The 18,582-nt window shown below is 47.3% G+C and carries 14 protein-coding genes; 13 read left to right on the forward strand and 1 reads right to left on the reverse strand.

The annotated features are described in order from the left end of the window. Nucleotides 1-318 precede the first annotated feature (318 nt). The 9 genes from F3H20_RS12075 (at nucleotide 319) to larA (ending at nucleotide 11,774) form a co-directional block, all read left to right on the forward strand. Entirely contained in the window at nucleotides 319-3,312 is a 2,994-nt protein-coding gene (locus F3H20_RS12075) for a sigma 54-interacting transcriptional regulator (protein WP_149735173.1), read from the forward strand. Then, a complete protein-coding gene (locus tag F3H20_RS12080) occupies nucleotides 3,278-3,754 on the forward strand; it encodes a PTS sugar transporter subunit IIA (protein ID WP_149735174.1) in 477 nt (158 codons plus the stop codon). Before F3H20_RS12075 ends, F3H20_RS12080 begins: the two co-directional genes overlap by 35 nt. A 103-nt stretch (nucleotides 3,755-3,857) precedes the next feature. Further along, the gene (gene gatB / locus F3H20_RS12085; RefSeq protein WP_149735175.1) at nucleotides 3,858-4,145 is read left to right on the forward strand and encodes a PTS galactitol transporter subunit IIB; all 288 of its coding nucleotides are present in this window, start codon (nucleotides 3,858-3,860) and stop codon (nucleotides 4,143-4,145) included. A 188-nt stretch (nucleotides 4,146-4,333) separates the two neighbouring features. Then, the gene (locus F3H20_RS12090) at nucleotides 4,334-5,707 is read left to right on the forward strand and encodes a PTS galactitol transporter subunit IIC (RefSeq protein WP_149735176.1); all 1,374 of its coding nucleotides are present in this window, start codon (nucleotides 4,334-4,336) and stop codon (nucleotides 5,705-5,707) included. 120 nt (nucleotides 5,708-5,827) lie between these two features. Then, entirely contained in the window at nucleotides 5,828-7,141 is a 1,314-nt protein-coding gene (locus F3H20_RS12095) for a class II D-tagatose-bisphosphate aldolase, non-catalytic subunit (RefSeq protein WP_149735177.1), read from the forward strand. A 34-nt stretch (nucleotides 7,142-7,175) separates the two neighbouring features. Further along, complete coding sequence (locus F3H20_RS12100) at nucleotides 7,176-8,210, forward strand: galactitol-1-phosphate 5-dehydrogenase (RefSeq protein ID WP_149735201.1); 1,035 nt, start codon at nucleotides 7,176-7,178, stop codon at nucleotides 8,208-8,210. 397 nt (nucleotides 8,211-8,607) lie between these two features. Next, entirely contained in the window at nucleotides 8,608-10,020 is a 1,413-nt protein-coding gene (locus F3H20_RS12105; RefSeq protein WP_149735202.1) for a sodium:solute symporter family protein, read from the forward strand. Between the two features lies 1 nt (nucleotide 10,021). After that, entirely contained in the window at nucleotides 10,022-10,438 is a 417-nt protein-coding gene (locus F3H20_RS12110; protein ID WP_091746647.1) for a HutP family protein, read from the forward strand. A gap of 43 nt (nucleotides 10,439-10,481) precedes the next feature. Continuing rightward, nucleotides 10,482-11,774 carry a nickel-dependent lactate racemase gene (gene larA, locus F3H20_RS12115; RefSeq protein ID WP_149735178.1) on the forward strand — a complete coding sequence of 431 codons (1,293 nt, stop codon included), beginning with the start codon at nucleotides 10,482-10,484 and terminating at the stop codon, nucleotides 11,772-11,774. Nucleotides 11,775-11,852: 78 nt separating this feature from the next. Here larA and F3H20_RS12120 read toward each other — a convergent pair whose 3' ends face one another. Further along, complete coding sequence (locus F3H20_RS12120; protein ID WP_149735179.1) at nucleotides 11,853-12,917, reverse strand: NAD(P)H-dependent glycerol-3-phosphate dehydrogenase; 1,065 nt, start codon at nucleotides 12,915-12,917, stop codon at nucleotides 11,853-11,855. 387 nt (nucleotides 12,918-13,304) lie between these two features. On the opposite strand from F3H20_RS12120, the gene F3H20_RS12125 reads away from it, so the two are divergent. The 4 genes from F3H20_RS12125 (at nucleotide 13,305) to F3H20_RS12140 (ending at nucleotide 18,398) form a co-directional block, all read left to right on the forward strand. Continuing rightward, nucleotides 13,305-16,271 carry a sigma 54-interacting transcriptional regulator gene (locus F3H20_RS12125; RefSeq protein ID WP_149735180.1) on the forward strand — a complete coding sequence of 989 codons (2,967 nt, stop codon included), beginning with the start codon at nucleotides 13,305-13,307 and terminating at the stop codon, nucleotides 16,269-16,271. Continuing rightward, complete coding sequence (locus tag F3H20_RS12130) at nucleotides 16,255-16,722, forward strand: PTS sugar transporter subunit IIA (RefSeq protein WP_149735181.1); 468 nt, start codon at nucleotides 16,255-16,257, stop codon at nucleotides 16,720-16,722. The genes F3H20_RS12125 and F3H20_RS12130 overlap by 17 nt, the downstream gene beginning before the upstream one ends. A gap of 22 nt (nucleotides 16,723-16,744) precedes the next feature. Continuing rightward, nucleotides 16,745-17,047, forward strand: a complete 303-nt coding sequence (locus F3H20_RS12135; protein ID WP_149735182.1) for a PTS sugar transporter subunit IIB — start codon at nucleotides 16,745-16,747, stop codon at nucleotides 17,045-17,047. Nucleotides 17,048-17,147: 100 nt separating this feature from the next. Then, on the forward strand, nucleotides 17,148-18,398 hold the full coding sequence (locus tag F3H20_RS12140) for a PTS galactitol transporter subunit IIC (RefSeq protein WP_149735183.1): 1,251 nt from the start codon (nucleotides 17,148-17,150) through the stop codon (nucleotides 18,396-18,398). Nucleotides 18,399-18,582 lie beyond the last annotated feature (184 nt).

The raw sequence follows: 18,582 nt of genomic DNA on the forward strand, positions 1-18,582 counted from the left end.
CCTGTTTTGTTAAGCGGTAATTATCCAGGGTGATGTGGTTTGGCAGAGAGCCGGGATATATCACCTAACCGGAAGGCTATAACAAATCCCTTTAGCAGGATATTGCACAAACTATATAACACATGATAGCTGGGCGAAAGAGTAAAAATATGCAATAGTTTGTGGTATGCTTTGTGGTGAAGGGTGACTGAAAATTTTTACTATTTAAAACAATTGCAGGACATTTACTGATGTTGGAGCATGAATTTTAAAGTTTGTAAAAAAAATCAAATGACTTTGGCACAACATTTGCAATATATACTGAATGGAGGGGTTAGCTTGCTGAAAAAATTGCTCTCGTTAATTGAAACGGAAGATAAGAAGAATCCCATGACCGATGAGGAGTTGGCGAAACGTTTGGGCGTGGGGCGGGAAAAGGTTAATGAGCTGAGGCAAGCCGTTGATATTCCAAGTTATCTTATTCGACGGGAGACTGTACTGATTGAAGCATTAACCGCCATATTGGAGAAAGAGCCGGGCATTTCTCAGCGCAAAGTAGTTTTGGAGTTAAATAAAAGCGGGTTTCAGATTTCAGCTTTTGGCCTGAATCGCTACAAACAGCAAATTGGCGAACTTAGAAACCGTTTGCTACACAAATCCCGACCGGCTGCGCAGCGTGCCGCACGCTCTATGCCGGCGGTTGCCGAACAAGATTTCTTTTCCGGGATTGTTGGCTATAACGGCAGCTTGGGTCAGGTTATTAAGCTGGCAAAGGCCGCAGTGCTGTATCCGCACTACGGGCTGCACACCCTGATTTCCGGCAGCACTGGTGTGGGAAAAAGTCAGCTTGTGGAGGAAATTCATCGCTTCGCTCAGGCGGTACGTAAAACGGCAATTCCGCTGGTGGTGTTTAACTGTGCGGATTATGGTGATAATCCGCAGCTATTGGTGGCACAGCTTTTTGGCTATAGCAAAGGCAGCTTTACCGGGGCTGATGCGGATCGGGTCGGGCTTGTAGAAAAAGCCAACAAGGGCATTCTCTTTTTAGACGAGATCCATCGCTTGCCGCCGAAAGGGCAGGAAATTCTCTTTCGCATTATGGATAAAGGGCAGTTTTCACGTTTAGGTGAGACAGAGCAGATCCGTAAAGTTAACCTCATGATTATTGGCGCTACAACAGAGAATATTGAGTCCAGCCTGTTAAATACCTTTCGCCGCCGCATTCCGGTAGCCATACAAATTCCTCCCCTGGAGGGCAGGCCAAACTCCGAACGGTATAAGCTGATCAAGCTATTTTTCTCCGGTGAGGCTTCCCGTGTCAATAAGCGAATTCAGGTTCCGAAAGAAATCATGAAACTGCTGGTACTGTACAAATGTGCCGGTAATGTAGGACAGTTAAAATCGGATATTCAGGTTATTTGTGCCAAGGCCTTTTTGCATGTTATGTCCGGCACCGAAGAGGTCATGAAAATCAGCATGAACGATTTGCCGGGACATATAACAAATCAACTTATGAATGTGATGGAACAGAAAGCAGACCTTGATGTTTTTATTGATGAGGAGGTTGAAATGGCTCCTCATGCCGAACCGCTTCAGGTTTCGCCTTTGCAGGAAGAAATTTCGGAATATAACATTTATCAGTTTATGGAAAAAAGGATGCAGGAATTACTGGAAGAGCATTCCTCTTCTGAAGCTAAAGCGGTTTTGGCTGCGGAACTTGAAAGTAAAATTAAAGCTACTTCTTTAAATATCGAACATAAATACGCAGGTATTTCCAAGGCTATTTTACGCGATCTGGTCGGCGAGGATTTGATGGGAGCCTTAGCCGATTTAGAGCAAATATTGGCAACTGAGCTCGGCACCCAGGATGTTTCTATTTTTAAAATATTATGCCTGCATTTAAGTGCAGCCGTAGAACGGCTGCGGGCAGGAAAACCGATTATCAATCCCCAGTGTGAGCATATAAAAAACAGCTACCGCAAAGAATTTCGAATTGCCCTGAAAATTACCAGAATGCTCAGTATGAAGTTAGACTTGCCTTTCCCGGAAGATGAGGCCGGCTTTATTGCCTTATATCTCAATCACTTTTTCACTAAGCAGCAAAGAAATCAACCGTCTGATTACAATGTGGGCTTACTTATTGTGACCCATGGGGAAGTTGCCAAGGCGCTGCTTGATATTGCGCAGGTGATTGTCGGCATCCGCCATGGAATCGCTATCTCCATGGGGATTGAGGAAACTGTGGAAAGCGTGTACGAACGGGTAAAACAAGCGGTAAAAGCGGTTAATCGAGGCAGTGGGGTATTGTTTTTGGTGGACATGGGTTCATTGATCAACTTAGGTGAATTAATCACTGAGGAACTTGGTATTCCGACCCGGGTCATTGCCCGTGTAGACACACTGCTGGTCATGGAAGCGATCCGCAAATCCGTGGCACCGGCAGCAACATTATATACCGTATACGATTCGTTAATTGAGCTGGGTGATATGTTTCCGCGCGTACCGACCAAAATGAGTGGTGACGGGAAACGCAAGTTGAAAAAAACGATCATTACAACCTGTTTTACCGGCCGCGGCACAGCTTTAAAGATAAAGCGGGTCATTGAGGATAAGCTGCGGCTGCTCAAGCGTGATATCGAAGTCATTCCCCTGGGTCTGGTTAAAAGCGAGACAGACATTTCCAAAGAAATTCTATACCTGCAGCAAGCCAACCGGGAGATCGTTCTGATTACCGGTATGGTAAATCCCCATTGCCAGGACATCCCGTTTCTGCCGTTCGAGGAAGTTTTGAACAGCGAAAAGTTTGACACCTTCATTGCTAATATAAAATTGCAAGATGAACTGTTACATGACAGGAACTTGCCTGACAGCTCGCCGGTGACACTGGAAGAATTGTTTGATGAGCAATTGGTCCGCGTGTTTTATTCGCCAACGGCCAAGGATGAGCTTATTAAAATCATGGCAGATGTCATGTGCCGGGAGAAATATGTAAATGAAAATTTTTATGGCGATATTATGGAAAGAGAAAGCTGGGCTACTTCTTATATAGGCGATCATATGGCAATCCCCCATACGGCTACCATGGTCAATATCATAAAACCGGGGATTGCGATTGCGGTTTTAAAAAGTCCTTCGCCCTGGGAAGAGGAGGAAATTCATATTGCCTTTGTTCTTGCCTTAAAAACAGAGCATAAAGATTTATTTCTTAAGTTTTTCAATTTAATCAAAGAAACGGATCTGATTGATCGGGTACGAAAACTAACAGATCCTAATTCCATTATTGCGGAGGTCGTACATTATGTCAGAAATTCAGAAAGCTGTAGCTGCCATTGATCCGTCTTTGGTAAGAATTGGCGTGGCGGCAGCAAGCTGCGAAGAACTGGTCGCCGCTATGGGGACAGTGCTGCTGGAGAAAGGGTTTGTTAAACCGTCGTATGTACAAGCGCTGCTGGAGCGGGAACGGGAATTTCCCACCGGCATAGCTGCCGCCGGTGTTGGTGTGGCCATCCCGCATTCGGATGCCAGTCATGTCTTGCAGACAACCACGGCCGTTTGGGTACTTAAGGAGCCTGTCCCGTTTCATGTGATGGGCGGAGCCGAAGAGGATAGCATCAATGTAGGCATTGTTTTCATGCTGGCCATTAATAATCCACAGGATCATCTGGCTTTCTTACAACGCCTGCTGGGGCTTTTTGCCAACGAAGCTATCATGAGTGGAATTCGAAGAGCCGGTGATCCGGTCATCGTGGCAGAGATTATTAATCAGGCCATATAGCGATAGACGGTAATAAAGTTGGGTCTTTATAAAAAGGTAGCCTGAGCTCAATGCTTCTATTTTATATAGCTGGAGCTAATCGTGCTGAAAGGAGGTGAATGATGTGAAGAAGCGGGTTATTGTGGCTTGTGGCGGTGCGGTGGCAACGTCCACTGTCGCAGCCAATCGCATTGTCGAGTTATGCAAGAAAGAAGGTGTTGATATTGAAATTGTACAGTGCCGTGTATCGGAAATCAGTGCTAACTGCCAAAATCAAAAGGTGGATTTAATTGTTACCACATCGCGGGTTACGAAGGATTATGGAATCCCTTTGGAAAGTGGCATGCCCTTTGTATCCGGTGTGGGCGCAAAGGAAGCCGGCGAAAAAATTCTGGCGTATTTGCGAAAATAAAAAAGGCTCCTGGTTAACTGAAGCGGCTAGGCTGACAGTATAACTACCAGGAGTAAAACTACCTACTATAAAAATACCGTAAATGGACGAATAAGTCCAGCTTATATCGTACTTTTCTGATGATGTGGGCAGAAAAAATTACAAAATTACGCATAAAATGATTCAATACATTGAGGAGGCATGTAAGGATGGAGTTCATTCAATATATTTTAAAATTGGGTCCTTCGGTTATGCTGCCGATTGTCATCTTTATCTTTGCGCTACTGTTGGGACAGAAACCGGGGCGCGCTTTCCGGTCCGGGGTTATGATTGGTATCGGCTTTATCGGAATTGGTCTTGTTATTAGTTTAATGTTGAATAATTTAGGACCGGCAGCGAAACTAATGGCAGAACGTTTTGGTGTCAGTCTGACAGTGGTTGATGTCGGCTGGCCGGGCTCTTCGCCGATGACCTGGGCCTCGCAGATAGGTGGTTTATCTATCCCTGTTGCTGTAGCCGTCAATGTGGTCATGCTGGTATTGGGGTTGACCCGAGTGGTGAATGTGGATATTTGGAACATCTGGCATATGGCGTTCACTGGCGCGCTGCTGCATATTGCTACCGGTAGTTTAATGATCGGTCTGGCCGGTGTGGCCATTCATGCAGCGATTGTATTCAAGTTAGGCGACTGGTTTGCACCGGTTGTAGAAAAGTATTATGACTTAAAAGGAGTGGCTATACCGCACGGTACTTCCGCTTATTGCGGGCCGATAGCCGTTCCGATTGAATGGCTGCTCAATCGCATTCCCGGCATTAGAGATATTAATTTCAATTCGGAAAAAATTGAAGAAAAGTTTGGTGTAATCGGTGAGCCGATGATCATCGGTTTGATTTTAGGCTGCATTATTGGCGCCATGGCCGGTTACGGCGCTGACCTGGTTATGCAGTTAGGCATGCAGATGGCGGCTGTTATGGTGTTGATGCCGAAAGTGGTTAAATGCATTATGGAAGGCTTGCTGCCTGTAGCCGATTCGGCAAGAGAACTGCTGGAAAAGAAGTTCTCCGGCAAAAAGTTCTATATCGGTTTGGACCCGGCTCTGCTGTTAGGGGACTCGCAAGTAGTTGCGGCCAGTCTGCTGTTTGTGCCGTTAACCTTAATTATTGCGGCTATTGTGCCTGGCAATAAGGTCTTGCCGTTTGGTGATTTGGCGACAATCGGTTTTTTTGTTGCCATGGCGGTGGGAATCCATGGCGGTAATTTGTTTAGAACGCTGATTTCCGGTTTTGTGATTATGGCCGGGACGCTCTGGATTTCTACTCAGACCATTGGACTTCATACGATATTGGCGCAACAAGCGGGGACTAAACTGGCAGCCGGCGTAACACAGGTCGCCTCTATGGATCAGGGCGGCAGTCCGATAACCTATATTTTGCTCCAGCTATTCAACCCCGATAATGTAGCAGGCTTGGTAGTCATTGGTGTCATCTATATTGCATCTGTCCTGCTGACTATAAAATATTCCAAAGGGATCAGCAAAGAATTGAAGCAGGTTGAGGAACAGTCAACTTCTTATAAAGCATAGCGGTTGGTGGAGAACGGGGCTGGAGGGCAAAGCTCTGGCCCTTATTTCTTGTCAGTCGATATGGATCACTTTAGCAGAGTGCTAAGAAATTTCGGTCAACCGGAGAGGAGAGGGACTGTTATGCAAGCGAAACATCCGTTGCAAATTTTAATAAAAGAACGAAAAAAAAGTGTCTGGCAAGGAATTTATTCGATATGCAGCGCCAACGAATACGTCATTGAAGCCGCTTTAGAACGGGGACTGGTGGATGATCAATTTATAGTGATCGAAGCGACGGCCAACCAGGTAAATCAATTTGGCGGTTATACCGGTATGCAACCGGCCGATTTTCGTGATTTTGTCTATCGGCTTGCGCAAAAGGTTGAATTTCCACTGGAAAAGCTGATTTTAGGCGGCGATCATTTGGGACCGCTGACCTGGAAGAATGAACCGGCCGCTATAGCTATGGAAAAGTCCCGAGAATTAATCAGACAGTATGTAGCAGCCGGTTTTACTAAAATTCACCTGGATACCAGTATGCATTTGGGTGATGACGACAGGGAAAATCCCCTGGATACGGCGGTGATCGCGGAGCGTGGTGCCGTTTTATGCCGGGAAGCGGAAGCCGCTTATGCCTTGCTTAAAGAAGGCAATCCAGCCAGTCTTCACCCGGTCTATGTGATTGGGAGCGAAGTGCCGATTCCCGGCGGAAGTCAGGAAGAAGAGGAAGGTATTCAGGTCACAAAAGCTGAGGACTTCAAAAATACGCTGGTAACCTTCCGGCAGGCTTTTACAGCACATAACCTGCTGCCCGCCTGGGAGTATGTCATTGCCGTTGTGGTGCAGCCGGGAGTGGAGTTTGGCGATGAGAGTATTCACAGCTATGATCGCACGGCTGCCGGTGAACTGACTGGAGCGCTAAAGCAGTATCAGGACATGGTGTTTGAAGGTCATTCTACCGATTATCAAACACCGCAGGCTCTAAAAGAAATGGTTGAAGATGGGATTGCCATTTTAAAAGTAGGGCCGGCCTTGACTTTTGCCATGAGAGAAGGCTTGTTTGCTTTGGCCCGCATTGAAAAAGAACTGTTTCAATTTCATCCGGAAGTGGAACAGTCCAATTTTATGGATGTGTTGGATTGGTATATGGGGAGTAATCCTGTCTACTGGAAATCGCACTATCATGGTCCTTCGGACAAAGTACGCTATGCGAGAAAGTTTAGCTTTTCTGACCGCTGCCGTTATTATCTGCCGCTGCCCGAGGTTAAATTAGCATTGGACAAATTGATTCATAATCTTCAGGCGGTCACGATTCCGCTTACGGTAATCAGTCAGTACCTGCCTGTGCAATACCATAAGATTAGAACGGGAAACTTGAAAAATGAACCGGAAAGGCTGTTAAAGGACCGGATTATCAATTGTATTGACGACTATGTATACGCAATTAAACGATGAAAAAAAGCCATGGGGAGGCAGGAATGTGGATAAGATGAGAGCATTGGTCGCTTACGGTCCGAGTGACCTGCGACTGGAAAAAATAGATATTCCCGAGTTTCAGGCGGACGAGGTACTGATTCAGATTAAGGCGTGTGGCATTTGCGGCTCCGATATGCCGCGGGCGCTGCAGGGAGCAGTGCACAGCTATCCGATTGTTTTTGGCCATGAATTCTCCGGTTGTGTGGCTGCCGCAGGCAGTTTGGTGACGCAGGTTAAGGCAGGAGACAGGGTAACGGCGGCTCCCCTTTTGCCTTGCGGAACTTGCCGGTATTGCCGGATGGGACGACCGGCCATGTGCGAAACCTATGATTTTATTGGGTCACGCCGGCAGGGAGCTTTTGCCGAATATATCGCAGTGAAGGCCGCAAATGTTATTCCCCTGGCACCGGATACCGACTATTTAGCCGGTGCTATGATTGAGCCTATTTCGGTAGCTCTCCATGGTATTGGCAGAGTCCGTATGCAAGCAGGAGCTACGGTGGCCGTATTTGGTGCCGGTACTATCGGCTTGCTGACCTTGCAGTGCTTAAAGGCCATCGGGGCCGGCAAAGTATATGTCGTGGATGTAGTGGAGGCTAAGCTTGATATCGCAAAACAATTAGGGGCCGATGTGATTATTAATGCCATGGCTTGTGATCCGGTACAATTTATGCAGGAACACGGACAACCTTCGGCGGTATTTGAAACAGCCGGCACGCCGGTTACCCAGAGGCAAAGCATAGAAGCAGTGGAAAAGCTGGGGAAGGTTTCTTTTATCGGCACAGCTACCAGAGACTTTCTGTTGCCGCCCCATAGTTTTGAGAAAATTTTGCGCGGTGAACTGGAAGTAACCGGCTCCTGGATGTCCTATAGCGCGCCGTATCCGGGGTATGAATGGCCTGCCGTCGCTTTGCTGCTGGAACAGGGGAAAATAAAGACCGAGCCGTTGATTACACATAAGTTTAAGCTGGAAGACGGGCTTGCCGCTTTTACCACAATGGCAGATAAAACAAGTAATGCCATAAAAGTTATGTTTGTTATGCAATAACCAGACAAATTGCTATAGCCTGCAAGGATGAGGCCGCCGTCCGGTGCTGTACCGGATTGGCGGCCTTCAGGCTTTACCGGAAGGCGGTAACTATTTCAATTATCGGCTAATGGCAGGTTTTCTGTGAAGATCAGTAAAAAATAGGATAAAGCAATGCCTGCCGGTTGTCTTTTGTATGAGTACATATGGCCTGGATTTATTGCGCTGAATTGACAATTATCCCTTGTTTCCCGGAAAACAGATTGACAGTAGGCCAAAAAGCTTGTTACTATAAACAGGTAGAATAGTAGAATGGTTAGTAAACCAACAAGCTGGGGCGACATAAAAGGCACAGGCACTCCGACTTTGGAGTGCTTTTTTTTACCTAGCCCAAAAGTAGAAAGGTAGGATGGAGAAATTGAATATTCAACTGGTTATTATTATTGCGTACATTTTTGTGCTGTTCGGGATCAGTATGTATGTAAAACGGCGTACTGAGAGCAGCTCGGGTTTTTTATTTGCCGGCCGTAAGCTGACCACGCCGCTGGTAGCGGCCAATATTGCCGGCACGGCCATTGGCGCCGCGTCGACCATCGGTGTTTCGGAAAATGCCTTTCAGTTCGGCATTGCCGCCGGCTGGTACAATGTGGCTTGGGCGGCTGGCGCGGTGAGCATGGCTCTGGTGGCGGCGAAAAAATACCGTGAGCTAAATTGCACCACTATTCCGGAACTGTTTGAACGTTATTACGATAAAAAGGGGCAGATGGTTGCGGTTATTGGCATGATCACTATTCAACTGGTCATTACTTCGCTCCAGTATATTGCCGGTGGGGCTATTCTTTCCTCACTTTTACCGGATATTTTTTCTTTACAGACTGGCATGATCACCAGCGCAATCGTGTTTATCGGCACTACTGTTTTAGGCGGTTTATGGTCCTCAGGATTATCGAACATATTAAGCGTATCACTCATCTATGTGGGCATTCTGGTTAGTACACTGACTATTGTTGCCAAGCAGGGAGGCCTGACGGCCATAGCGGCAGCATTACCGCCCGATGTTGACTGGTTCGGCCCGCTGGGCGGTTTCGGACTGGTGACAGTAGCCGGTTGGTTTGCCGTAATGATGACCCAGACAATTACGGCCCAGGGACCGGTACAGGTAGCCTGTGCGGCAACCAGCGGTCAAGTTGCGAAAAAGGGTTTTCTGTGGGGGGCGCTGCTCATGCTGCCGACAGGTTTTTTGTGCGCCACTATGGGAGTTGCCGCTCGGGCGGCGCATCCGGCCATGAAGGCAACACTGGCTATGCCTTATATGATTATGGGTCTTGACCCGATTATTTCCGGATTGACACTGGCTGCACTCTGGGCTGCTGATGTGGCGACTGCATGCCACATATTGCTGGCGGCAGGGACGTTATTTACCCAGGATATCTACAAGCGGTTTATTCAGCCGGACATCAACGATAAGAAGTATACTCTGGTAAACCGGTATGCCATACTGGTTTTGGGCTTGCTAACCCTATGGCTGGCCTTTAATGCCGTGGGCATTGTAAAAACTATGATGATTGGTTTAAGCCTGACTACAGCTTTTACGCTGGTGTTTCTGTTTACCATGTTTGCGCCGCAGTTTTGCCGGAAAAATTCAGCCTTTTATACAACGGTGGCAGGGATACTGGCTTTGGTTGCCTATCAATTTGTTCCGGCGGTTAAAGCGCTGGGACAGCCCATTTATATAGAGTGGATTGTGTGCCTGGTTGCTTTTTTTGGAACCTATCTGTTCGATAAAGAACCGATTGCCAATACAATATCAATAAAACAGGAGGCTGTATAACGTGGAAGTCAGCAGTGTAGATGTGGGCAAGGCGGCACTGGCCATGGCGATCAGCGAGGATAGGCGGGCCGAGCAGGCTTGCCAGGAGCAGTTTGGCGGCAAAGGGATATTGACGGTGGCCGTTGATTTTGGCGGCGAATATTTGTCGTCGGTTAAAAAGATTATTGAGCGGGCGGTTGTCGCGGCGCAGCGACAGGGATTAGTGAAAAATGACCATGTCGGCGAAGGGGCGGTGGCCGGTGCGGCTCACGCGGCGCTGGAGCAGATCACGCCTAAGGCAGCGGGGCTGAATGTAGGCGGTAAAATCGGGATTGCCCGCAGCGGTGAACATCTGTGTGTAGCCATTTATTTTGGCGTCGGTGTGCTGAACCTGAACGAAGTGGCCGTGGGCTTGGCGCATAGGTCGCTGGGACAATGAGTGGCACAGGCAATAGGCTGGAACTGGAAGGGGTAGCGATAAGATGCAGGAAATAGAACTGGCTTTTGGTGAACAGAGCCTTCGTCTGGTATTACCGGACGTACAGTGCGTGGATGTGGTGGAGGGAAATCTGACGCCCGGTGTAGGTAATATTGTAGAGGCAGCCCGCCAGGCTTTGGCCGAGCCGGTTGGCGAGCCACCCTTGCGCCACAAAGTAAAGGCGTCGGACAAAGTGGTTATTATTGTCTCTGATATTACCCGGCGTTGGGTGCGTCACGATTTGTTCCTGCCGGTGCTGCTGGATGAATTGAACGCTGCCGGCATTGCCGACAAGCAGATTACGGTACTGGTCGCTCTGGGGGCGCACCGGCCCCACAGTCCGGAGGAAAACCTGCTGGCTTACGGGCAGGAGGTGGTCGACCGGGTGACCATTGCGCAAAGCTATGCACCGGAAACCGATCAGTTTGTCCGGTTGGGCACGACCAGCCGCGGTGTGCCCGTAACCGTCAACCGGCGGGTGGTGGAGGCTGACCGGGTGATTTTGACCGGCGGCATCTGTTATCACCCGATGGCCGGCTTTGGTGGCGGACGTAAAGCCATTTTGCCGGGCGTGTCCGGTTATGACAGTATTCAGGGAAACCACCGGTTCTGTTTAAGCAAAGTCGAGGGAGAGGGTGTCAATCCCCGCAGCGCTTCCGGCCGTCTGGACGATAATGAAATGCACCTGGATATGATGGAAATGGCGGAAATGGTTAAGCCCGACTTTTTATTCAATGTGGTGCTCAATCCGGAAGGGGAGATTGCTGCTTTCTTCGCTGGCCACTGGCTGAAAGCCTGGCAGGCTGGCTGCAAGAAAGTTGAGAAAATTTACGGCGTGCCGGTGGCACAGGCGGCCGACCTGGTGATTGTGTCTGCCGGCGGTGCGCCAAAGGATATGAATTTTTATCAGGCCTGTAAAGCCATTCAAAATGCCGCCGGTGCCGTCAAACCTGACGGCCTGATGATCGCCGTGATGGAATGCCGTGACATTGAGGATCCACCCGACTTTAGCCAGTGGTTTCACTATCCATCGCTGCTGGAGGCGGAACAGGCGTTGCGGGTAGCGTTTACCGTACCCGGTTTTATTGCGCTGAAAACAGGCTATATTGCCCGTGAGCTTCCCATTATTGTGGTCACGCTGGCCGAGAATGCAGCGTTTTTTGCCAGAACGGGCATCCAGGCCGTTACCAGTCTGGAGGAAGCGCTGCAATTGGCGGCTGAACGGCTTGACCTGCCGAACAGCCGGATCATGGTCTTGCCCCATGGCGGCAGCACTTTGCCGCTAATTGGCGTATAGAAGGAAGCAAATCGACGGGGAAATTAGAAAGCCCCTGCTTTACGAGTAGTAAAGCAGGGGCTTTATTATGTCTTTAATTTATTGCTTATAAGCTCCAGTGCATTGCTGCAACAAGATCGTAACCGTTTCATAGGCCGGTGCATCTTCATAGAGAATGGCATATAAACCGGCAAGCAGGGGGAGCTCTTTAAGAAAAAGTTTTTGCTCCTGCTCCAACTGCTTGGCCATAAGGTAGCCAAAACGAATTGCCGGGTAGCCTTCTACCGTAATGCCTTCGGCTTTCATTTTTGCAACGGCTTGGCTGGCAGTCAGACCTTCGCCGATAACTTCGCCTAATGTGCGGTTTCGTCCGGCTTCACCGGTGACTTCCAGGTCGCCGACGCCGGGCAGTCCGTATACCGAAACCAGGCTGCCGCCCAGTGCCCGGGATAAAATGCCCATTTCAGCTACGGCAAAGGTGAATAAAGCTGATTTGGTATTGTTATGCAGGAAGCCTTTTCGCTTTTTGAAGCCTTCGGCCATGCCTAAACCAACGGCGTAAGCGTTTTTCATGGCAGCGCAGATTTCGGTGCCAATCACATCGGTATTGGCCTCCACCCGGTATACCGGTGTCATTAAAGTGGCTTGCAATTTCTTGGCTGCTTCCAGGTTGGCACTGGAATAGCAGACCGAAGTGGGTGATTCCCAAACTACTTCAATGGCTTTACAGGGACCGCCGATAAACACAAATGAAATAGAATCCTTCAGTTCGGCAGGAAGCTTTTCTTTTAATATGTCCGGCAGCAATACTACGCGGCCGTCTGTAGCGTATTCAAAACCCTTAGTCACACTGCCAATGATCATACCTGGTTTTAGGTAAGGAACGACCCGCTCAAAAATCATGCCCAAAGCATCGGACGTAATTCCCATGATCACCATATCGGTATCTTCCATGGCTGCAGGAAGCTCTTCTTCCGAGAAGGGCTTAACTGCCTTCGGCAGGGGATACTTATGCTTTGGATGATCTTTGCCGTTCTTAAGGTCTCGTATGATTTTGTTGTCCAGCTCCGTACCCCAGAGCCGTACTTCATGGCCGTTCGTGATAAGCGGCACAACCAGTGCGCTTCCCATAGCACCTGCACCAATGATGGTTACTTTTGACATTTGTCAACACCCCTTTGTTCTAATTGGTGGAGTAAAAGAACAACAGATGACAAATGGTTCTTATCGCCTTTATCATAACAGATTCTATTAAAAATGCAATAGAGGAAATAAAGAGCCATATGGTCCCGAATGTGCCTGGATTGTCATAGAAATAGCCATTATGGCACAATATGTGTATAATGAAGTCCTGGAAACGGAAAAGAATTCTGATTATTTCCTATTATATATAACAATTAAAATTATTTAGAATTTTCGTGGCGGCATTTGTGCACACGATAAAAATAATTTTATTTAATAATGGCTGTGATAACAGGGGGATACCGGATTTCGCACAAAATGTGTCAAGACTTGGCACGCCAATTGCAATATATAAGGGCGGTGGGGTAAATGCAACAGTTACAAGAAATTATCAATCAAGAGAACAAAAAGAATCCCCTGACTGATGAGGAAATTGCAAAAAAGTTAGGGATGGGAAGGAGTGATGTAGTCAAGTTAAGACGTTCCCTGGGGATTGGCAATTCCCGGCAGAGAATGAGAGAACCGCTGGAAAAAGCAATTCAGGAAATCATGGAAGTTTCTCCTGCTCTGTCCGAGCGGGCATTAACACAGAAATTAAATGAAACAGGCTTTTGCGTATCGCGCCATGCGGTGAGTGACGTGTGGCAGCAGATCAAGGCCGCAGAGGTTATGCAGCCGGTTAATGGAGAGTTGGTTGAATCGTATGAACAGCAGCTTTCCGGAGGCAACATAGAAAAGCTGCAGACCGCCTTTGATGCGCTAATCGGTTCCCAGGGAAGTTTACGGACTCAGGTGGAGTTGGCCAAAGCAGCCGTTCTTTATCCGCCCAAAGGGTTACATACCCTGATTGTTGGGGCGACAGGTGTTGGCAAGAGTGAGTTAGCCTACTGTATGCACCGGTTTGCTACGGAGTCCGGCAACAAGCCGGAAGATATGCCTTTTGTCGTTTTCAATTGTGCCGACTATGCTGAAACACCGCAATTATTAATGGCCCAACTGTTCGGATATGTAAAAGGTGCCTTTACCGGTGCGGATGCCGACAAAGAAGGTCTGGTGGAAAAGGCCAATTATGGGATGCTGTTTTTGGATGAAATCCACCGTCTGCCCCCGGAAGGACAGGAAATTCTCTATTATCTGATTGATAAGAGAAAATTCCGCCGCTTAGGGGAAAGTGATTCGTTTCGTGAAGTCTCGCTCATGTTAATTGCGGCAACGACAGAAAATATTGAGTCCTTTTTGTTACTGCCTTTCCGTCGCCGTATTCCTATGGTCATAGAATTGCCGGGTCTTGCCCAGCGTCCGCTGGAAGAACGGCTTCGGATCATCGTGAGCTTTGTCAGGGAGGAGGCAAGCCGGATTCAATTGACCATCCGTGTTGCGTATAATGCTGTTGTGGCTTTACTCATGTACGAATGCCATGGCAACATTGGACAATTGCGTTCGGATATTCAGGTGGCGTGTGCCCGCTCCTTTTTAAAACACATGGTGCAAAAGGAAGATTTACTGAAAGTAGAGATTAACGATCTGGCCCCTCAGGTGGTAAAAGGCCTATTGTATTTAACCGAACAGCGTCATGTGGTAGAAGCCATTTTGCAAGGCGATCTGGAAATTTCTCCAATGGACCAGCAACGCTATTCTCTGCAGGAAACGACCTATTTATTACCTGGAGAGGTATACCAGGAAATTGAAGACAATTATATCAAAATGGAAAATCAAGGGATTGATATTTCCATTATAAACCGGGTAATTAGCGATGAGTTGGAAGTAAAAGTCCGTCAACTGATCAGGCAGGCGCAAAAAAATAAACGTAACTTAATCCGCCAGGATTTAGAGAAAATTGTCGGGGGAAAAATTATCAATGCCGTTGATCGGATGATCAAACTGGCGAGAACCCGTCTGCCGGAAATTGACGATAGTTTGTTTTACTGTCTGTCGACTCATCTGGCGGCAACATGCGAGCGGTTGCGCATGAATAGTAAACTGATTGTCAACCCGCAGTTTCAACAATTACAAAATGAATACCCGGCAGAATTTGAACTGGCCAAAAAAATGGTTCAGATTGCATCGTATTATCTGGGAGAAGATTTGCCGGAAGATGAGATCGGCTTTATCACCATGTATCTGAAGGCATATGCCAAGAAAGACCCGCTGAATGAAGCGCATGTGGGTGTTGTTGTATTATCACATGGCCGGGTAGCGGAAGGAATGGTCCAGGTGGCCAACCGGCTTTTGGGTGTGGAGTATGCCAAAGCTTTGGAAATGCCTTTGGAAGAAAGTTCGGAGACTGCTTTGCAACGGGCGCTTCATATTGTCAGACAGGCCGACAGCGGTAAAGGGGTGCTGATGCTTGCTGATATGGGATCACTGGTGGGTTTCGGTAAACTAATTACAGATTCGTTGGGAGTCGTAACGCGAACTGTGACACGGGTCAATACACCAATGGTTATTGAAGCTGTCCGTAAAGCCCTGTTGCCGGATGCGGATATTGATGAAATCGCCAGTTCTTTAACCTGGGATAATTTGAGCTATGAGCTGGAGGAATATCATGGTACTCTGAAAAGCAAGCTGCCCGATGCCATTGTCAGCATATGCCTGACCGGGCAGGGAACTGCGGAATGGGTTGCCCGAATGATTGGCGATTTTATGCCGGAAAATTTGAGTCGGGTTAAACTGATCACGCTGGGGGCTCTGGTCGATGAGGATATGCAGAGCCGGCTGGTGCAAATAAGTCAGGAGTATAATTTATTGGCGGTTGTAGGAACTATTAGAACAATTGTGCCGGGGATTCCTTTTATAACGGCAAAAGAAATCGTAAAGGGAAATGGTCTGGAAAAGCTTAAGAAAATTGTTCAACTGCGACGGGGATTTTCAGGCAAAGAGGAAAATCAGCCGTTAACTACCGGGGGCCTGTTAAATGGATTGATTCATCCGGATCTGGTGTTCATTAAGCAGCCTTGCCGCAATAAGAAGGAAGTTCTGAATATTCTTGGCCAACGTCTGATCAGGCAGGGATATGTACGCGAACAGTACATTGTATCCATTCATGAACGGGAAGCACTGTCTCAGACTGTGTTTCAGGAAGTGGCTCTGCCACACGGCAGCCCGGAGTACATCATAAAACCGGCGATTGCCGTTATGACGCTTCAGCAACCGATTGAGTGGGTTGATGGGCATCAGGTAGAACTTGTATTTATGTTAGCTTTGAACAGCTATCAAAAAGATGCTTTCCGAAAGTTGTACGCACTGCTCAACGATGACAGGCAATTGTTGAAAATGAAACAATCAGAAAATATAGAACAATTTATACGGGTGGTTACAGATGGGGACATGTTTTGAGTTTGATAGGGAAGTGATGGCCGTTTGTCTGGAGGCCAGGGATCAGGAAGATGTATTAAAAAAGATGGCGCAAAAATTGTATAAAGCAGATTATGTACTGGAGACCTACAGTGAGGCCATTATTTTGCGGGAACGCAGTTTTCCTACCGGTTTGCCGACAGGTATAAACGGGGTAGCCATTCCGCATACCGATGTATGCCATGTGAAGGCTCCCATGATTGCGGTTGGAACGCTTAAAACACCTGTAGAATTTAAAAGTATGGGTGGACTGGAAGAGACGGTGCCGGTAAAAATCATTTTTATGCTGGCAATGAATAGCGGCGACAACCAGGTCAGATTGTTGTCCCAGTTGATGCAGGTTATCCAGGATCAGCATTTACTGCAACAACTGGCGGCAGCAAAATCGGTCAGTGATTTAGTAGAACTGTTAAATGGAAAGATTTATTTATAGATAACTGGGAGGAGATTAAATTATGAAAACATTTCGGGTACTTACCGTATGTGGCACGGGAATTGCCACGTCGACTGTGGCGGCCGAAAAGTGTAAGGAATTTCTAACGAAGCGCGGTTTAAGTGTAGAAGTAGTCGAGTGCAAAGCCGTAGAGGTTTCCGGGAAAATTCCGGTATATAACCCGCACGTTGTGGTAGCGACCACTCCAATCAACGATAGTGCTTTACATGGGGTGAAAAAGTTTGTTGGGTTGCCGTTTTTGATTGGCGTAGGCATGGATAAACTGGCTGATGAAATTGCCGATTATTTAAGAAGCTTAGGGTAGCACCCTGCTACTCTGAGTTCTGGAGATATTTAGTGCCTTTAATACGGAAAAACTCTGATTAGCATAGATATTCAAATCAATACATTGGGAGGGTAATTTTGTGCAATTCATTAAATTTATTCTCGATTTAGGGCCAACGGTAATGATGCCGATTATTATCATGTTGTTAGGTTTGCTTTTTCGTCAGGGATTTCCCAAAGCGTTTCGTTCCGGATTAACTATTGGTATTGGCTTTGCCGGTATCTTTTTGGTTATCGGCATGCTAACCAGCAACCTGTCTCCGGCTACGCAGGCCATGGTTACAAACTGGGGACTTCATCTGGATGTTATGGATGTGGGCTGGCCGATTGCCGCAGCCATTAGCTTTGGTACACCTATTGTTCCGGCCGTCTTCGCTTTAGGTCTTTTTATTAATGTGATTATGCTGGCAATGAACTGGACTAAAACTATGGATATCGACTTATGGAACTACTGGCACTTTATCTATGCCGGAGCTCTGGTTATGTATTTGACGAATAATGCCATTATGGGGATTATCGCATCAGGCATTACGATTATTATCATTCTTAAACTGGCTGACTGGACACAGCCTTATCTGGTAAAAGTCTTTGACATGCCGGGGATTTCCCTGCCTCATACCGAGTCGGTCTCCTGGGCGCCTGTGGGTATCTTTCTAAACAGCCTCATTGATAAAATTCCCGGTATTAATAAAATTGATATCAATCCTGTGAAAATTCAGGAACGGTTTGGTGTTTTTGGTGAACCTATGTTGATAGGGTTGGTACTTGGTGCATTTATCGGTTCGTTAGCCGGGTATGATATAAAAGGTATTGTTCAACTAAGTGTAAATATGGCGGCTGTTCTGTTCCTAATGCCCCGTATGGTGCGGATTTTGATGGAAGGTTTGCTGCCTCTATCGGAAAGCGGACGCGAATATTTAAATAAGCGTTTTCCGGGAAAAGAAGTATTTATTGGTTTGGATGCGGCTGTCGTTATCGGCCATCCTTCGGTTATGGCGGTTTGTTTGCTGATGATTCCGATTACGCTGTTATTGGCGGCTGTACTTCCCGGCAACCGGATTTTACCGTTTACCGACTTGGCCGGTTTGCCGTTCTGCCTCTTATGGGCCGTGGCGCCTACCAAAGGAAATGTGTTCCGTGGTCTGATTATCAGTACCATTTTGATGGTAGCTATCCTTTATATTGCCACTGATCTGGCACCGGTTACCACGTTAATGGCCAAAGGAGTTAACTTCCCGTTCCCGGAAGGAACAGCAGCTATTTCCTCACTTGACGGTGGTGCCCATCTGATTCCATACATTCTGTATAAAATCGTCGAACTGTTTCATTAATAGCAAATCCCTATAATTTAATATAATTATACCTCCAGGATCCGGCGGAAAGAGTATGCGTGCTACATACTTCTTCTGCCGGTCTTACTATAGAGGCGGTATGATATCTGGAGTTTTGTTGTTGCGATAATTCCAGAAGATGCTTACTGAAATACATGGATGTTTTATTAAATACATGGTACAA

This window comes from Propionispora hippei DSM 15287 (assembly GCF_900141835.1).
In the GTDB taxonomy this organism is placed as follows: domain Bacteria; phylum Bacillota; class Negativicutes; order Propionisporales; family Propionisporaceae; genus Propionispora; species Propionispora hippei.